General features: G+C 59.0%; 15 protein-coding genes. 8 read left to right on the plus strand and 7 right to left on the minus strand.

Features of this window, described 5'->3' with window-relative positions; translation table 11 throughout:
- Positions 1-393: 393 nt before the first annotated feature.
- On the plus strand, positions 394-1,212 hold the full coding sequence (locus TBK1r_RS29245) for an HAD-IIB family hydrolase (RefSeq protein WP_419580502.1): 819 nt from the start codon (positions 394-396) through the stop codon (positions 1,210-1,212).
- Positions 1,213-1,424: 212 nt separating this feature from the next.
- Here TBK1r_RS29245 and TBK1r_RS29250 read toward each other — a convergent pair whose 3' ends face one another.
- The 4 genes from TBK1r_RS29250 to TBK1r_RS29265 form a co-directional block, all read right to left on the minus strand.
- Positions 1,425-3,416, minus strand: a complete 1,992-nt coding sequence (locus TBK1r_RS29250) for an amylosucrase (protein WP_145218581.1) — start codon at positions 3,414-3,416, stop codon at positions 1,425-1,427.
- Positions 3,400-5,631: an HAD-IIB family hydrolase gene (locus tag TBK1r_RS29255; RefSeq protein ID WP_473772466.1), complete on the minus strand. Its 2,232-nt coding sequence runs from the start codon at positions 5,629-5,631 to the stop codon at positions 3,400-3,402. The genes TBK1r_RS29250 and TBK1r_RS29255 overlap by 17 nt, the downstream gene beginning before the upstream one ends.
- A gap of 717 nt (positions 5,632-6,348) precedes the next feature.
- The gene (locus tag TBK1r_RS29260; protein WP_145218583.1) at positions 6,349-7,140 is read right to left on the minus strand and encodes a transglutaminase-like domain-containing protein; all 792 of its coding nucleotides are present in this window, start codon (positions 7,138-7,140) and stop codon (positions 6,349-6,351) included.
- A 7-nt stretch (positions 7,141-7,147) separates the two neighbouring features.
- Complete coding sequence (locus tag TBK1r_RS29265) at positions 7,148-7,933, minus strand: Ntn hydrolase family protein (protein WP_145218585.1); 786 nt, start codon at positions 7,931-7,933, stop codon at positions 7,148-7,150.
- Between the two features lie 360 nt (positions 7,934-8,293).
- On the opposite strand from TBK1r_RS29265, the gene TBK1r_RS29270 reads away from it, so the two are divergent.
- The 6 genes from TBK1r_RS29270 to TBK1r_RS29295 all read left to right on the plus strand — a co-directional run bounded on the left by TBK1r_RS29270 (position 8,294) and on the right by TBK1r_RS29295 (position 13,918).
- Complete coding sequence (locus tag TBK1r_RS29270) at positions 8,294-9,256, plus strand: hypothetical protein (protein ID WP_145218588.1); 963 nt, start codon at positions 8,294-8,296, stop codon at positions 9,254-9,256.
- 215 nt (positions 9,257-9,471) lie between these two features.
- Positions 9,472-10,428 (plus strand): ribosome biogenesis GTPase YlqF, encoded by a 957-nt coding sequence (gene ylqF / locus TBK1r_RS29275; protein WP_145218590.1) that lies wholly within the window; start codon positions 9,472-9,474, stop codon positions 10,426-10,428.
- 244 nt (positions 10,429-10,672) lie between these two features.
- The gene (locus TBK1r_RS29280) at positions 10,673-11,368 is read left to right on the plus strand and encodes a thioredoxin domain-containing protein (RefSeq protein ID WP_145218593.1); all 696 of its coding nucleotides are present in this window, start codon (positions 10,673-10,675) and stop codon (positions 11,366-11,368) included.
- Positions 11,353-12,846: a sensor histidine kinase gene (locus TBK1r_RS29285; protein ID WP_145218594.1), complete on the plus strand. Its 1,494-nt coding sequence runs from the start codon at positions 11,353-11,355 to the stop codon at positions 12,844-12,846. Before TBK1r_RS29280 ends, TBK1r_RS29285 begins: the two co-directional genes overlap by 16 nt.
- Before the next feature lie 62 nt (positions 12,847-12,908).
- Positions 12,909-13,379, plus strand: coding sequence for a response regulator (locus tag TBK1r_RS29290; RefSeq protein ID WP_095737026.1), 471 nt, complete (start codon positions 12,909-12,911; stop codon positions 13,377-13,379).
- Positions 13,380-13,459: 80 nt separating this feature from the next.
- Positions 13,460-13,918 (plus strand): response regulator, encoded by a 459-nt coding sequence (locus tag TBK1r_RS29295; RefSeq protein ID WP_145218596.1) that lies wholly within the window; start codon positions 13,460-13,462, stop codon positions 13,916-13,918.
- Positions 13,919-14,086: 168 nt separating this feature from the next.
- Here the strand turns inward: TBK1r_RS29295 and TBK1r_RS29300 are convergent, their stop codons facing one another.
- The 3 genes from TBK1r_RS29300 to TBK1r_RS29310 form a co-directional block, all read right to left on the minus strand.
- Complete coding sequence (locus tag TBK1r_RS29300) at positions 14,087-14,566, minus strand: nucleoside deaminase (RefSeq protein ID WP_145218598.1); 480 nt, start codon at positions 14,564-14,566, stop codon at positions 14,087-14,089.
- A 64-nt stretch (positions 14,567-14,630) separates the two neighbouring features.
- Positions 14,631-14,936: a hypothetical protein gene (locus tag TBK1r_RS29305; RefSeq protein WP_145218600.1), complete on the minus strand. Its 306-nt coding sequence runs from the start codon at positions 14,934-14,936 to the stop codon at positions 14,631-14,633.
- Between the two features lie 219 nt (positions 14,937-15,155).
- Positions 15,156-16,070, minus strand: a complete 915-nt coding sequence (locus tag TBK1r_RS29310; protein WP_419580503.1) for a response regulator — start codon at positions 16,068-16,070, stop codon at positions 15,156-15,158.
- A gap of 361 nt (positions 16,071-16,431) precedes the next feature.
- Here TBK1r_RS29310 and TBK1r_RS29315 point away from each other — a divergent pair, with 361 nt between their 5' ends.
- Entirely contained in the window at positions 16,432-17,283 is an 852-nt protein-coding gene (locus TBK1r_RS29315) for a class I SAM-dependent methyltransferase (RefSeq protein WP_145218604.1), read from the plus strand.
- The last annotated feature ends 197 nt before the right edge of the window (positions 17,284-17,480 follow it).

The following is a 17,480-nucleotide window of genomic DNA, read 5'->3' on the forward strand; positions in this document are numbered from 1 at the left end:
CTCGCGACGTCGGGCCGGCAATCCGTTGATCGATTCCCAGGGGAGCATGTCGAGCCCCCCAGATAGCATCCGCCAGGCAAGAGCTTATGCTTGTCAGGGGGTGGTGTCTATGCTCTTGCGAGGGGATATCCGACGGGATGATTGAGGAAATGGCAGGGCTGAGCGGATCAATCAGCCTGGCGTCCGAGGCGTCGAACTTGTTCAATGCAGCCTGACCCACCATGCGGTGCAGGTTCATATCCCTCGGATAGGCTGGCAATTGGCACTGCGTTTGCTCTTCTGAGAAACTGCGATGGAGATAGAGAGAGAAGGAGAACGAGCAGAAGTGCCCGTTCGACAAAAAGTCGTCGATCCATCGATCGGCGTTCCCAGCAGACCACGTTCAGCATGCCCATGAATTTGAAAACAAACTCGACGGTCACGACGCTCGCCACCGACTTGGATGGAACGTTCATCCCAGTTCATGAAACTCCAGAGCAACACGCGGCGGTCAAGCATTTGGGCAGTCTGGTTGAAGAACATTCCCTGCAGCTGATCTTTGTCACCGGACGTTCGTTCGAGCTGACGTTCGAAGCGATCACGCAATTCGACTTGCCGCATCCGGCTTCGATCCTGTGCGACGTCGGGTCCACCATCTGGCATCGCGGCGAGGATGGCAGTTACGAGCAGGACCGCGATTACGAACAGGCCTTGCTGGATCGGATGGGACGCTGGACCAATGCGAGCATCCAATCCGCGCTCTGCGAGCGTGTCGAATGGTTGACGCCACAAGATCCGCGTCAACAGACGCCGCTGAAGTGCAGTTTCGACTTTCCGCACCGGGCCGTTTCGGCGGTCCGCGAGTCAGTCGCGATGTGGATCGTCGAGTTCGATTGCCCGCTCGCATTCACCATCAGCCGCGATCCGGAAACCGGTGACGGTTTGTTGGACATCCTTCCGATCAACGTCAACAAGGGTTCGGCAATCCATTGGTGGGCAACCCGTCGTTCGATCGATCCCGCATCGATCGTGTTCGCCGGGGACTCCGGCAATGACACCGCGGCAATGACCAGCGGGGTTCGCGCCGTGCTGGTGGGGAACGCGGACGAACAATTGCGTGCCGAAACCAGGGACGCGATGCGGGATCAACAATGGCTGTACTTGGCCAACGGAATCGGCCCGGAAGGAGTCCGAGACGGATTGATGTATCACCTCGGTCGACGCGAGGAGTGATTGGTCGGCACGCGAGTCTGTTGAGCGGAGCCACTCAATTTGGCGACGAAGGCGTTCGGCCGATTCGGCCAAACCGAATACCGCTAAATCGACATGGATGGGCGCCGCTCGCGCTGGCGCGAACCGGCTAATGTCAATTGATGATCAGCCGTTTGGCGCCAGCCTACGGGCCCTGCCCTGATCAAAACCTAGTGGAGTTAGCGGGTATTGGGCTAAATCCTCTTGAGCCACAGCAGTTCATACGGCTGCAGCAGCACGGGTTCGGCGGTCCCGTACTCGACATCGTTGAGCAGATTTTTAAAGAAACGACCGAGTCCGGCGGTCCGCAATCGATTTGCGTCCAAGACCTGGGCGTGTTCGGTGAAGTTCGCCACCACGACGACGTTGGACGCTTCGTTGGAGCGGACGTAACCGAGCAAGTGATGGTTGCCGGTCGGAAACAGCTTCATTTCCTGGCCGGCGAAGGCCAGCGTGCGTTTTCGGATCGCGATCATCGATTGCAGCGAACGGAAGATGCGTCGGCGAATCGAGTCGCGTCCGGATTCGTCATCCAGCTCTTCCAAGTACTCCCACTTCATCCGCGGCCGGTGAATCCAGCGGGAATCGCCGGCCTTGGCGGGGTCGGTGGTGAAGGAGTAGTCGTTCAACATGCCCCACTCTTCGCCCATGTACAACAAGGGGATTCCGCCGATGCTGAGTGTGACGCCGTGCAGCAGCATCATCCGTCGTATCGCAAGTTCCTTGCCTTCTTCGTCTTCTTGCTCGATCGCCCGTTCTAACCCGGCCAGTGACGCCATGGTTCCCGAGATCCGCATGTCGCCGGTCTCGTGATTGTGCTGGAACGGAACACCCCTGGCGAAGGAACCTTCGAACTGACCTGAATAGAACGCATTGAGGAAGTTGCGATGGTCGTAGGCGTTGATTCCGATCGACGCCGCGTCGTCATCATCGAACGTCCAGCCGATGTCGTCGTGGCAGCGCAGGTAATTGACCCACGACGTGCCATCGGGCAATGAAAAACGTCGCGAGAGTGTTCGCACCAACAAATCGGTTCGCCGGGTCGCCAGGGATTCCCACAGCAAAGCCATCAACGTCGGGTTGTAGGAGACCTGGCATTCATTCTTGTCGATGTACTTGACGACTTCATCGGGGTGCACGATCGCTTCGGATTTAAACACCAGCGCCGGCGCGGCCAAACGCACCAACCGATTGAACGCGCGGATGACCAAGTGTGCTTGGGGCAGATTTTCGCAACTGGTGCCCATCTGTTTCCAGATAAACGCCACCGCGTCGAGACGCAGAAAGTCGACGCCCAGGTTGGCGATAAACAGCATCTCATCGAGCATCGCTCGAAACACGGCGGGGTTGCTGTAGTTCAGATCCCACTGAAAGCTGTTGAACGTGGTCCAGACCCAGCGTCCCATGCCGTCGTGCCAGGTAAAGTTACCGCGGCGAACGGTGGGAAAGATCTCGCGCAGGTTGCGTTCGTATTGCTCCGGCACCGATCGATCGGCGAAGGTGTAATAGAACTCCTGGTATTCCCGTTGTCCGGCCTGGGCTCGCTGAGCCCACTCGTGATCGTCCGACGTGTGGTTGAACACGAAATCCAGCACCAGGCTGATGCCGGCTTCGCGAAGGTCATCGGCCAGCAGCTTCAAATCTTCCACCGTTCCCAGGCTGGGCGCGATGGTTCGATAGTTGCTGATCGCATAGCCGCCGTCGTTGTTTCCCGGACGGACCGCAAACAACGGCATCAAGTGCAAGTAGGTCAGCCCCAGGTCCTTGAAGTACCCGACGTGCTCGCGCAACCGGCTCAGATTGTCGCTGAACAGGTCGACGTAGAGGGCGCCGCCGACCACGTTTTCGGACTGGAACCAATCCGGCTCGATCACCCGATGGCGGTCGATTTCACACAGGTCCTCGCTGCGCTGGGCGAATGCCAGCGCGCAGGTCAATAGCACCTGTTCGAGATGATAAAAGAAATCGTAGCGTCCGCTGTAGAGTTCATGCAGCTGCGCGAACAACGGTCGCCAATGCTCTCGCAATCGCGTCTCGAAGATCTTTTGTCGCTCATCCGATGTCGAATACTGTTCCCAAACCTGCTCCAACCGCGGCTTGAGCCGTTGCAGTGATAGATCGGCCTGAAATGACAGCTCATCAAGCTCTGCCTGGGTGTCCGTACCGTAGTCAATCAATCCGATCATTGGGAATTACGATTTTGTCCAAAAAGTTGTAGTACTCGATGCCTTCCAGAATTCCGCCCGCGTGCGGCGTGTTTGCGAAATAGATGCGCGGTCGATTCTTCAGTCGATCCAGTTCGCGGCTGTGATTGGCGACCACGACGCCCAAGGTTCGCCCCAGCAACATGCCGGCATCGTTGCCCGAATCACCGGCGACCAGGACATGATCCGGCTGGAAGCCCCATTTCCAGAGCACATGCCGCATCGACAGGTCACTGCCACCCCGGACCGGGATTACATCCAAAAACATTCCGAGGGACAACACCACCTTAGCCCTCAGTCCGGCTTCTCGCAGTTTCTTTTTGACGTTTGTGACCGTGATTTTACTCGGGTCCATATCGAAGCTGACTTTGAATTCGGATTGTCGGTCTTCCGACTGCGGGGTCAACCCTTCCAGCTCCTCCAGACAGGCGAGGATCCCGTCCCGATCCCAGGCATAACCGATCGATTTCTGCCAGGTCCGGTCAGGGGTCATCGACTCCCCGTAGTGCAATTGAGTCCCCGCATCGGTGTCGAGCAGATCCGGTTGCGGCAACCCGAGCGACTCGATCAATTCCAACGCGCTGTCGCGTCGCCGTCCGGTCGCGATGCCGAATCCGATGTGATCGTTCTCGCGAATCAGGTCCGCAAACCGTCCCAGGGCCTCGTCGTCGCCGGTCAGCGTGTTGTCCAAATCGGTAATGATCATGCGATCAAATTGCGGCAGCCGACGTACCGGACGGTTCACCGAACTGGGGTACGTTGCCCGTTCCAGGATCTCTTTCACGTCGCGGAGATAACGCGAGGCGTGGTTGCTCCAGGCATAGTGCTTGCGCGTCCCCGCGATCCCCGCCTGCGAGAATTTTTGCCAGACGTCTTCTTCGGTCAGCACCCGCAACAACGCTCGTTCGATCTCGCCGGCGTCGAGCGGATCGATCAGCAGCCCGTTTTCACAGTTGGAAATGATGTCCCGCGGTCCGCCATCGTTCGTCGCGACGATCGGCAGCCCGGTCGCGCCGGCTTCCAGCAAGGTCAGTCCGAATGGCTCGGTCAGCGCGGGGTTGATGAAGACGCCTTTGGACTGCGCCGCCATCCGGTACAGATCGGGCACGTCGCACGGGCGATGGGTCTTGGGATAGGCCACCTTGCCGTACAAGTTGTACTTGTCGATCAAATGCAAGATATTCGTGATGATCGTCTGCTGCCCCTTGGGGAGCTCCCGCAAATCGTCTCGCGTGCCCAGGATCAAGACCAAGTTCGCGATCTTCTGCAGTTCTTCGCTTTCGCCGTAAACCTGGACCAGCATCTCCAGATTCTTTCGCTCATCCGGGCGCGCCATCGTCAAGATCATTGGCTTGTCGCGATCGCGCAGAAACGGCTCGAGCGCCTTGTGGATTTCCGGTTCGTGATTGGGGGCGGCCTGCGGAGAAAAATTGGACAGGTCGACGCCCGGCGGGATCACTTCCATCCTCGCCGGGACGTAATGATCGTACAGCTCGTACTGCTGCTTCACTTCCTGATTTGTACTGGTGACGACCATCGCGGCCGTCTCCAACGCCGTCTCTTCGGCCTCGATCCGCTGCGTGAACTTGTACTTCTTTTCCAACGCTTCGGGGTTCGTTTTGCCCCCCGACAACCGCTGGCGTTTGACCCGGCCGAGCGAGTGCCCGGTAAAGATGTAAGGCAGATGCAGCAGCTGCGCCAGGTGCGCCCCGGCGATGCCGGCGTCGGCGTAGTGGCCATGAATCACATCGGGTATCCCGTGGCGTTTGAAGTGCGCGAGTGTCTGGTCGATGAACATCTCGATGTAGGGCCACAGCGATTCTTTCTTCAAATACCGTTTCGGCCCGAAGGGGATGCGAACGATCTTGGCGCACTCACCGATCGGCTCTTCCAGAACCGCATAGTCCTCCGAGACCTTGGGGTCGATGATCTGTCGGGTTAAAAGTTGCACCTGACGGACGTTCGACCGCGCTCCCAGCTCGCGAGCGAGTTCCAAGACGTATTTCACCTGGCCACCGGTGTCGGCGTCGCAGCCGAGCTCGGGGTCGGTGCCGCGGATCAGCCCGTGCAAGCTGATCAGGCAGATGTTCAATTCGCCGGCCGCCTCAACGTTCAAACTCTCGCTGGGCGGCGCAAGCACCTGAGGAATCGTGTCATTGGGTTGGGGATGGTTTTCAGATTCGATGATCGAGCTCATTGATTCTTGGATCCGTGTCAGTGGCCGGGCAGACAGCCCGCCTGTGGTAGGTACAAACAACGCCCTAAGGAATGGCAAGTGGTATGCCAAAGAGAATCGCGGCGGCGCCAGGCCCCCTTAAGCGTCGCTAAGGTGCTCAGAAAGCGTTCGAGATGGATGCCCCACCCGCCGGTTCGGGGGAATCTGATGGGACCTGGGCCTGGAATGCAAATCCGTCTTCGCGTCGATTGATTTGACTGCATTGAAGACCTCGAGATGCGAACACGCGTCGTGAATGCTCGGCTGCTTCCTTGCCTGCGGTGCGAATCCGCCAGCTCTGTGTTCCGGTCGTCGTGACGACAATTTTCGGCGTTTTAATCGTTTTCCTGTTGGTTGAGGGCACATCGAATGGACGTCGGCCGGCGCGATTCTCCACGGATGAACGATTGACGCGCCCCCTGGGGCGATCCCCTTCAGGCTGGTCGATTGCCGACCAGTGTGGTCGATCGTCGTTCATTGCGGCGCAGGCTGTTCAATCGCCGACAAAGGCTCACTTCCCCAGAGCGCATTGGGGCTCGCTCGCCGCCTGTCGACCCACCAATGACGGGCTGGAAACCTCTCTCACGGGCTTCCGCTGCGCAACTGCGTCACCGGGGGAACGGCTAGTGTGAAGTGTCGAGATCGTCTGACCGACGTGGTGGGATATAAGCGTGCAACTGTCATTCCAACCCGGGCCGCTCACTCGGGCAAGAAAACGGCGCTGACGTTTTTCGACGTCAGTCCCGCGTCCCCGGTGATCGTCGCAAAGGGGACATCGGCGGCATCGCGACCGGTCGCAATGCGGACCAGACCGTCGACGGCGGCCAGCTCGGTGGGATCAAAAAAGTACCACTGACCGCTCAAGAACACTTCCATGAATCCATGGAAATCGGGTGGCTGCAACTGGGCGGCATAGCCGGACACGTACCGCGCCGGCACGCCGATGCCCCGGCACAGCGCGATCGCCAGGTGTGCGTAGTCGCGACAGACCCCGGTTCGTTGCAAGACAACGTCCGCCGCCGTAGTCATCACGCCGGTGCTTCCCGGCGTGTAATCGAGATGTTCGTTGACCCAATCACAGATCGCTTGGATTCGCAGCAGCCCGGGCTGAACCTGACCGAACTCTTCAAACGCGAATCGGCCCAGCAGATCACTTTCGCAGTACCGGCTCGGGTTGAGATAGGGCAAGACCTCCATCGGCAGACTGCCCACGTTTGATTCGGGAACATTGCCCAGATCGGTCGGTTGAGAAATCGAGACGACCTCGGCTTCATATTCGATCGTCAGTTGGCAGGGTTGCACGGACAGACGCTGCATCGTGTTCCCTTCCAAGCCGACGTCCAGCGTTTCCATCTGGATCTCCGGGTGGACCGTCAGACGCTCATTGTGCACCTCCTGCCGATCGGTGCGAGCCGCTGCGATTTTGAACAACATGTTGGTCGGCTGACGCACGTCGTATTGAAGCTGGCTTTCAACTTTGATGGTCGGCATGGCACGCTTAACTCTGAGTTTGATCTTGGTTCGGCGGATTCAACACACCCGAAGGGCCGGCAGCATCAAAGCTGGCAGAGTTGAGCAATGGATCGGCCCAGGACATCGGCAGTTGCCCAAGGATGTCTTTGAGCCCCTGTGCCCAGCTGTCGGATGTTTCGGCAAGATCCGCCTGGGTCAAACGTTGATAAACAGGAAGCCGGCTTTGCGTTGAAATCACCGCAACGTCAATCGGATAGCCGACGTCGGTGACACTGGCACGCGTCGCATCAAAGGCCAGAAAGGCGAGCGCCAGGGCGGCACGCAAGGGAGTCTCGAACGTCAGCAGGCGATCCAAGATGGGTTTGCCGTAGTACGTGCGTCCGATCATGAAGTACGGCGAATCGATCGCGCACTCGACCCAATTCCCTTCCGGATAGACATAGAACATCTGGGGGCGATCATCGGCGGGCAAACAACCGCCGATGATCGCGTGCAGGTTGAACGAGTGCCCGGTGGAGGTTAGGGAGGGGCCGTCTTCCTCTTTCACCCGCCGCAGTTGTTGACCGAACAGGTTGGCAAATTGATACAGCCGATCCTGCGTTTCTCCGCCCCCACGCAGCGATTCTTCGACGTAAACCAGCGTCTTGTCGCGGACCGACCGCAGTCCACTGGTCATCGTGAACAAGGCGCTGTTGCCGTGCTGAAACGCGGCCAGCTTTTGCTTGTTGACCTGCTCACTGCCCCGAACAATGCGGGTGTCCGCCAGGGCGATGATCCCTTCGCGGACTTGGATTCCGATACAGAACGTCATCGTTCGGTTAACACGTCGGTGGATGAATTCAATGATCGATCTTCCACTCGCGGCACAACGCCGACGCCGCGATGATCGCTGTCTTCGAATGATCTTCCTGGTTGCCGGCCCGCTTGGCAACCACACGACCGGTTCACGCCCAGCGGCTGGAACAACTCGCCGGGGCTGGGGCGTCCGTCGAGCCCCCGCGGGCGGGCGCCTTTCGGTCGCGTCTTTATTTTCTCTGTCGCGGAGGCTGCCATCGGCTAAAGTGAACGGTCGGTCAGCAAGCGGCCGCCGGTGAACGTTCAGCGGCACGCGATCACCGACTCCGCCGACCGCCGACTGAAATGGGAGCCGACTGAAATGGGAGACCGAACGATGAATCCTTCGCTGGACCGTAGACGATTTGCAATGGGCAGCGGGGCGCTGATCAGTGGATGGCTGCTCGCTGGTGATCGCCAATCCAACGCGGAGGAACGCAGCTTGACCGAGAAGCGTCTGGTGCGGCTTGGTCTCAATGCCCTCGCGCGAGCGCCCGAAATGAACTACTTCGCCGACGGCCATCGCGGCGCGTCGATGATTTCGGCGCACCTGATGTGCGTCGACAACGGCTTCGATGATGTGGCCGCCGGCAGAATCGTCCAACTGTTCGACCTCAATTGGGCACCGTCGAAGCTGTGTGAACCGTTCCCCGAACAGGATCCCGTGCCCGACGCGGTCGAACAGGTCGGCAAGGCGCTGGCCGAAGGCGGCGGGGTGTTGCGCGAAGTCGGCCACGACGCGATCTTTGCGATGCACGCGATCAAAGCGTTTCGCATGCTGCCCGAAACCGCCACGCCCGAGCGGGTTGCCGGAATCTGCAACCTGATCAAAGCCTTCAAGCCCTGGCGCGACATCCAACCAGACGACGCCGTTGACCCGCCACCTTTCGATGATTCGCAGGCTGCATCGCGATTTATCTTGCAAGAAGCCAGCGATGCGATCGATCGGTTCGTCGGCTATGGACAAGGGTTCGCCGGGCACATGCTGACCTTCGGTCAGTCGCTCGTTGAACTCGCCGCGATGGGAGATGTCGAATGGGCCGAGAGTTGTCGCACCGCGTTTCGAAAATACGTGACGGTCACGCGGTTGGGCCCCCAACCAGGCGACCGCAAGATCAAAGATCACCCGCTCAGCCCGCTGCGTCCCCGAGACGCGGAATACTGGCAAAAACGAGGCGACAAAACCTTGGGCATCGGCCACGTGTTCAAGTATCCCTACGGCTACTATGACCTGCTGGCGCGAGCCAATGACCCCGAATTGGCGAGCCGCTTGGACGCCAAGGCTTACCATTTGTTTTAGTCCCGGCCCACGCCAACCTTTCGGTTCGGCCTTTGGCGTGGGCGGGGGACGGCAGAAGGATACGGGGCAGCGTGAGATCGGGGCGAGATTGACAACCCGTTGACGGGTTTTGCCCTTTTTCGAGGCCTTGGGGTTAGCAGAACGGCTTTCAGTGGCGACACTACACGACGCTTTGTCGTTTTCCGTTTCACGTCTCACGCCCCATCGAGCGTCCCATGTCCATCCAGTGGTTTCCCGGCCACATGCATAAAGCTCGGCTTGAAATGCAGGCGACGTTGCCGAAAGTGGACGTGGTCATCGAGATCCTCGATGCGCGGATTCCGTATTCCAGCGAGAACCCGTTGCTGGCCGAACTGCGCGGCGACAAACCCTGCTTGAAGGTGTTGGCCAAGAGCGACCTGGCCGATGAAGCGATGACGGCGACCTGGCAAGCTTATTTTGAGCAAACCGTCGGCGTGCGCAGCCATGCGGTGACCACCGACGACGTGCCGACGATTCGACGCTTGAAATCCATCGCGACCCAGATGGTGCCCCACCGCAGCGGCCGAACCGTGACCGCCATGATCGTGGGGATCCCCAACGTCGGTAAATCGACGATCATCAACTATCTGGCGGGGCGAAAGATCGCCAAGACGGGCAACACGCCCGCGGTCACCAAGCAACAACAACGCGTCAACATCGGCGACGGTGTCACGCTGCTCGACACGCCGGGAATGCTGTGGCCCAACGTGCTCAACGCCAATAGCGGTTACCGGTTGGCATTGCTGGGTTCGATCAAAGAAACGGCGATGGAGTACGCCGACATCGGTTTCTTCGCCGCGCGGTACATGCTGGCCGAATATCCCGACAAGCTGACCGAGCGTTACGAGTTGAATCCCAAGCCGACGACGGAATTGGAAGCCATCGAAGCGATCGGACGCAAACGCGGCTGTTTGGGCAAAAACAATCTTGTCGACATTGATCGCGCCTCGCGAATCCTGGTGACGGAATTTCGATCAGGCGTCTTCGGCCGATTGACGCTGGAGACGCCCAAGATCATGGAGCGTGAGAAAACGCAAACCGCAATCCTGGCCGCCGAGAAAGCGGAAAAGGACGCCGCCAAGGACGCCAAACGCAAGAAGCGATTTCGCGATCAACAGCGCGCCAAGCGAAAAGCACGCGAACGGCGTTGAGTCCCGTCGGCTCGCGCCAAACGGCGGATCTTCGTTTGCCATCCGCCGGCTCGCGGCCAGCCGCCATCAAGTGCTTCACCGCGATGTACCCGCCCCGCACGTCCGATCTCCCTCAACGAGGTCGTGAACGTGACGGTCCTGAGGGGAATCCTCCCTTTGGCGGGTTTGCAAAAGCGGCCCCTTCAATCGCGGTCTACGCTCCCCACAATGGCTAGAGACTGCCTTTGCCCCGGCGAACGATTTGATGACCCCAAGACCTTCCGACGACCGCGACGCCCCTGCCGGCCAGGGGACGGCGTTTGACCACGTGGCGCGTCGCCCTGGTGGATGGACGATCCCCGTGTTGGTGATCGCCTGGAGCGTGATGGTGGCGGCCGGCCTGGGCATCGTCTGGCGATACGAACACACCGCAGGCCCGCTGCACGTCGCACCGGATCGTTGGCCGAGCGACTCGCAAATCGAACGGTCACCGGAGCGTTGGACGCTGGTCCTGTTCGCCCATCCCAAATGCCCTTGCACTCGCGCCACGCTCGGCGAACTGGCCCGAATCATGACGCAATGCGCGGATCGGGTGCAGGCTTCGGCATTGTTCGTCAAACCCCCGGCCTGCGCGTTGGAACCCGGTTGGGAATACTCCCAGCTCTGGCAGGCCGCCGAACAGATACCGGACCTTAGCGTGTATGCCGACCCCGGTGGCGTGGAAGCGAATCGGTTCGCCGCAGTGATCTCCGGTTTGGTCTTGCTGTACGACCCGGCCGGTCGATTGAGGTTCCGCGGCGGCATCACGGCCTCGCGCGGACACAGCGGCGACAACCTGGGACGATCCACGATTGTCCAATTATTGAACCAAGGCTCTGGCGACGTGGACAGCACCAAGGTCTACGGTTGCGAACTCGGCACCAACCTTCAGGAGACCCATCAATCATGTCATCAACCGTAGCTGCCACGCCGGATGCGGGCGACCGCCGCCGTGCGGACGAAATATTGCGCGAGCAACAACAGCTCATTCACGTGCGCACCGATCGACTGTTCGCGGCGCTGATGGTCATCCAGTGGGTCGCCGGGATCATGGCGGCGCTGTGGATTTCGCCACGGACCTGGTCGGGCGCGATCAGCGAAACCCACGTGCATGTGTGGGCCGCGATTCTGCTGGGCGGAGTGATCACCGCATTGCCCGTCCTGTTGGCTTGGAAACGACCGGGACGCGTCGTCACGCGACACATCATCGCGATCAGCCAAATGCTCACGTCGGCATTGTTGATCCACTTGACCGGCGGACGTATCGAAACGCACTTTCACATCTTCGGTTCACTCGCGTTCCTGGCCTGCTATCGTGACTGGCGGGTCCTGTGCACCGCGACGGTAGTCGTCGCCGCCGATCATGGGCTACGCGGTTGGTTGTGGCCCGAATCGGTCTACGGTGTGATCGGCGGAGCGCCGCTGCGTTTGATCGAACACGCCGGGTGGGTCGTTTTCGAAGACATCTTTTTGATCGTCACGATTCGACAAAGTCTGGCCGATATGTCCCGCAATGCCTGTAACCAGGCGCAGTTGGAATCGACCAATCAACGCATCGAAGCCGAGGTGCATCGACGGACCGAAGAGCTCCGCGAATCGGTGGAGGAGACGGCGCGAGCGAGCCGTCAATTGGTTCACGCCAACAAGGCTCTCGAAGAGCAGAACAAGGAACTCGATCAGTTCACGTACATCGCCAGCCATGACCTCCAAGAACCCGTTCGTAAACTGGTCTCCTTCAGCCGCTTGTTGGAACAAGACATCGACGGTGACTTGAACGAAGACGCCCAACGCGACTTGCAATTCATCGTCGATGCCGCCAAACGGATGCGTAGCCTGGTGCAGGCGTTGTTGGAGCTTTCTCGCGTGGGCCGATCGGCGATGAAACACGAGCCGGTCGATTTGGAACAATGTGTCGATGACGCCCTCGATTCATTGGAGCTGCGCATCAAGGAGACCGGCGCCGTGATCACTCGGGATGAATTTCCCACCGTCATCGGTGACCGTACCATGTTGACGCAGCTGTACCAGAACCTGGTCAGCAACGCGCTCAAGTTCACCGACGAAGTGTCTCCCACCATTCAAATCTCCGTCACGCAAAACGATGATCACTGGGTGCTCGGCGTCCGCGACAACGGCATCGGCATGAAACCCGAATACGCCGAGCGAATCTTCCAGCCCTTTCAGCGATTGCACAACCGTGGCGAATACGAGGGCACCGGCATCGGACTGTCGATCTGCAAGAAAACGGTGCAGCGACACGCCGGTGAGATTTGGGTGGAATCCGAACCGTGCCAAGGCGCCCATTTTCGGTTCTCCTTGCCGATCGCCGAACCGCAGATCGAACCAACGGCCCCGACCGAATCGATCGAAACCGAACCCGTTGAATTAGCGATCTGCTAATCCCGCCTCTCAATCTCCTACCCCAATCTCCTACCCCAATCTCCTACCCCAATGGAACTCTGATGAGCGACCAACCCCAACGTCGACGACCCGCGGTGATTCTTCTGGTCGAAGATGACCCCGGTGATCAAGAGCTGACACGCCGCGCACTCAAACACGACTCGATCCATGTCGACCTCCGGATTGCCAACGACGGCGTGCAGGCGATGGAGTACTTGACGCGCCAAGGCGAATTTGAAGATCCGGCATCCTCCCCCACCCCGGATCTGATTCTGCTGGACTTGAACATGCCCAAACGAAACGGGCGCGAAGTGCTCGGCGACCTGAAAGAACACGAGCATCTGTCACGCATCCCCGTCGTTGTCCTGACGACCAGCGAACAGGAAGCGGACATCCTGCGCAGTTACGACTTGGGATGCAATTCCTACATCCAAAAGCCGGTCGACATCGATCAATTCACCGAGTCCGTTCGTCGGCTCGGCACGTACTGGTTCAATGTCGTCACCTTGCCGTCGGCAAGCGTCCCCGCGTGATCCCAATACCGCTGAGTTAACTTAGCGGCATTGCGTTTGAACCCCACCGCCAATCACTCTCCGACGCCAAGCCGATCCACATGGGCCACACCTCCCTCGACGCCGCCAAGATTCTGCTCATCGAAGACGATGAAGTCGACGCGTTGCTCTTTCAACGGACGCTCGCCGATTGCACCGGTCGCTACGAACTGGACGTTTGTGTCACCCTGGATTCGGCGATCCAGTGGATCCTGAACCATGAATGCGATGTCGTGCTGCTCGACTATTCGCTACCCGATTCCTTCGGGATCGAAGGCCTGCGCAAATTGCAGTCTCGATTCGCCGATTTGCCGGTCGTCATGTTGACCGGATTGGACGATCCCCAGACGTCGCTGGATGCCCGCGAAAGCGGCGCCCATGCCTACGTCGTGAAAGGACAGTTCGATCCCGTCGAGTTGGACGAAACGCTGACCAGTGCGATCCGGAGCGGCCGACCGCTTCATGGAGATCAATCGAGGACTCGCTCGCGCCTGCGAGAAACGGAAGATGCCAAACGATAGTCTGTCGATTGGGGCGAGCCATCGGGACCCACCCTAGTACTAGTGTTCCGCCGCACCTTGGTTTTCGGGTAGGCGGTAGTGGACGAGGCGACGAGTCCTCTGTAGTCGGCATATTCGCAAGGACTCGTCGCCTCGTCTACTACCCGAAAATTGAGCTGCGATAGACCACTAAGGTAGATTGAACAATGCGCGGCACTCTTGCCGAAGCACGTTGGGATAGACGGTAATCTCATCGCTGCTGCGATCAAAAATTTGGCGGCTCGGTAATTGCAATTCCGAAAATCCCGCCTCCTGTGCATCTTCCACCGAGGCACCATAGACGACGTGACGCAAGCCCGCGAACACGGCCGCGGTAGCACACATCGGACAGGGTTCACAGGTCGTAAAGAGCCAACAGCCCGTTAGCGTTTGCCGGTCAATCAAACGACAGGCCAATCGGATCGCGAAGACCTCTGCATGGGCGGTCGGATCCAACATCTTTCTGACCTGGTTGTGCTCCGCGACGATCAACTCACCTTGCTCGGTGAAGATCGCCGCACCGAACGGAGCTTGCCCGGCAAGGATCCCATGACGTGCCGCGTCGAGCGCCGCACGCATTCCGCCGGCGCGTCCTTCTTCGGTTTGAAGCATGTTTTCGCTGGCAGACATGGAAACAGGCGTTGGTAAGATCGAAAACGGAAAGAGTCGGCCGCACAAGTTGTCCTTGCCCGGTTTAACGAATCATCCAGTACAACAGGGCGAAGGCGAGTGCTGCCAGCAGCAGTATCCCCAAATAAGAAAGGGCCACCAGAAGGAAGGGGCTAGAGGGTGCCTTCTTGCTCAGCGGTGCGTCTTGGCTGGTTGTCTCAGTCGAATTGTGGGTCTTTGTTGTGGTATTCATCGGAAAGCTTGTAGCAGCATGGTCAAGGGATTGGACCGAAAAGGAATGGTCCTCGTGGCCGCATCCAATTGCCGCAGTAATCATGCCAAACATTTTCGGCGCCTCGGAATAGCCGCTAATAGCGTATCGCTGGGTCAACAGGGCTCCGCGGTTGGTCGCCAGGGCTCCGCGGTTGGTCGCCAGGGCACCACGCTGTTCGATAAGCCAGCACCCCGATGACGTTACGTTGACGTCAATGAAGAGGCCGCTTGCGGGCGCGCGAACCGGTGGATCTCAAACGATGATCAACCGTTTGCTGTGCGCCTCAACCGGCTGCTGTGAGCCTATGGGCTCCAACCCGTGGGTTGGGTTTCGTGCTCAAACCGCCTGCGGGCGGAGTTCCTTGAGCGTCATCCGCAACTCACTTCCCGTCTCGTTGAACAAGACTTCGTCCATAAAGGTTCGGATCAGTAGCAGGCCGCGGCCGGATTCCTCGTTGATCCGGTCTTCGGCGGATTGGGGCCAGACGCTTTCGACATCAAATCCTGATCCGCCGTCACCGACAACCAATTGGGCTCGGCTGCGATTAAAATCAGCCGCCACGTGGATCTTACGATCGGCATAAGGCTGTTCACTACGACGCTCTTCCACAATCGTCGACGTCTTGCCTTCGTGCAGCAGATTGCGGATCTCGAGCAGTTTGTTCGACGGCACTTCGAGGTTGCCGTGCAGCATCGCATTCAACAAAGCTTCTTCCAAGGCGATCCCGATGTGCATTCTCTGCGTTGCCGAACAGAGATGCATCGCGATCATCCCTTGCTGGATGCGGTCGATGACCGGAGAGATCAACGTCGGGTCGTTGTCGAGAACGAATCGGTAACGCGTGTTGGTGGTTAGCTGAACGACTCGTTCGTCATAGTGATCGGCGTCGCGGACCGCCAACACCTGTTCGACGGTTTCCAGCAAACTTTCGGCGAGCTGCTGTTTGGGGACAAAACTGGCGGCGCCGTGACGCAGTGCTTTGAGTGCAATTTCCGAATCGTCTTCTCCGGTCACCAGAATCACTGGCACTTCGGGAAAGGATTCCGCCATGTGCGAGACCAGTTGCAAACCGTCCATCTCCGGCATGTTCAGGTCGGTCACGACGACGTCGGGCAACGCATAGGTGACCATGTCGACCGCTTCGACCCCATTCTTGGCTTGAGACACCAACCAATCCACGTCGGTACTGAGCAGCCCTTTCATCAACAGGCGATCAACGTCCGAATCGTCCACGACTAAAATGATCGGCATCCGAGTCACCCGCCTTTTTGCGCGCAAGAGAAGTTTCAACAGGACTGAAACTAGCATCTCGGCTGGCGCAATTCCAGTTCCACACGGTTTTCCGATCCTGAAACGGCAAACTTCATCGCCGCAGATGCAAAAAGCGATCCACCCCATGGCAAATCAAGTCCAGCTTTGCCGGCCACGGGGCTGCCCCGGGTGATGACGAAGACGGTCGGCCGCGAACTTTCCCCCAAAACCGTGCCCTTGGAAAGTCGCCGGGCCGTTGGCTCATCGAATCCCCCGTCTTTGGCATGAGACGTGCAACTCTTAATGGGTCCTACCGCTAAAAAATGCTCACAGCGTTACCCACTCCGCAGCCAGAAAAACAATGATCGCCGTCGAAGGAGTCAAGCAGGATTCCATCCGCAGCCACTACCAACTCGGCACGCTGTTCTACCGATTGCTGTGGGGCCCGCACATTCACCATGGGCTGTGGGACGAAAACGTTTCCGAGGACGACACGTCGGCTTACCAAGCCCAATGCCAATTGACCGACACCCTGGCCGATTTGGCCAGCATCACGTCCGTGGACCGGGTGGCGGATATCGGTTGTGGGATGGGCGGGTCGGCCATTCGACTTGCCAAACTGCGCGGATGCGACGTCACCGGCGTCACGCTCAGCCCGGTCCAACGAAATTGGGCTGCGTTCTCTTCACGCCTCAAACGGGTCGCCGGCCAGACACGCTTCTTGGCCGAAGACGCCGAGCGTGTGATGTTTCAGCCCGCCAGTTTTGATGTCGTGTGGTCGGTCGAATGCACCGAGCATCTGTTCGACAAACCCCGATTCGTCCGACGCGCCGCCGAGTGGCTTCGGCCCGGAGGACGCTTGGCGATTTGCGTGTGGTTCGAAGGCGAAGACACGACGCAACCGGGGCACCGAAGGCAATGTGAAGAGGTTTGTGAACGTTTCGTCTGTCCCTCCTTGGCGACCCGCCGCGACTATGCCGAGTGGATGGTCCAAAACGGATTAGAAATTCGACACAACGTCGAATGGACCGATCGAGTGGCTCGCACCTGGGAAATTTGCAAACGACGTGTCCAGCGGACCGGCGTTCGACATCTGGCGCGTGTCCTGGATCGTGAACAAGTCGACTTCATTGACGGTTTCGATGCATTGCTGAATGCCTATCGTAGCGGTGCGATGCAATATGGCGCGATCGTCGCGGAGAAACATGAATGAGTGCGCGCGACTGCTGACCGCCGCCCCGGTTGGCGATTCGATCGTTTGGCCCGCGGTTTTGCTCCCTTCGCTGGGCCGGGAATCGGTATTTGCCCCTGGGAGCGAGACGGCGTGTCAAGTAAAACGGATTGGCGTGTTGGAACAAAACGATCGGTCGAAGTCGGTTACCGATCAACATCAGATGAATCGGATAGGAA

It is taken from the genome of Stieleria magnilauensis (assembly GCA_007753675.1).
GTDB lineage: Bacteria > Planctomycetota > Planctomycetia > Pirellulales > Pirellulaceae > Stieleria > Stieleria magnilauensis.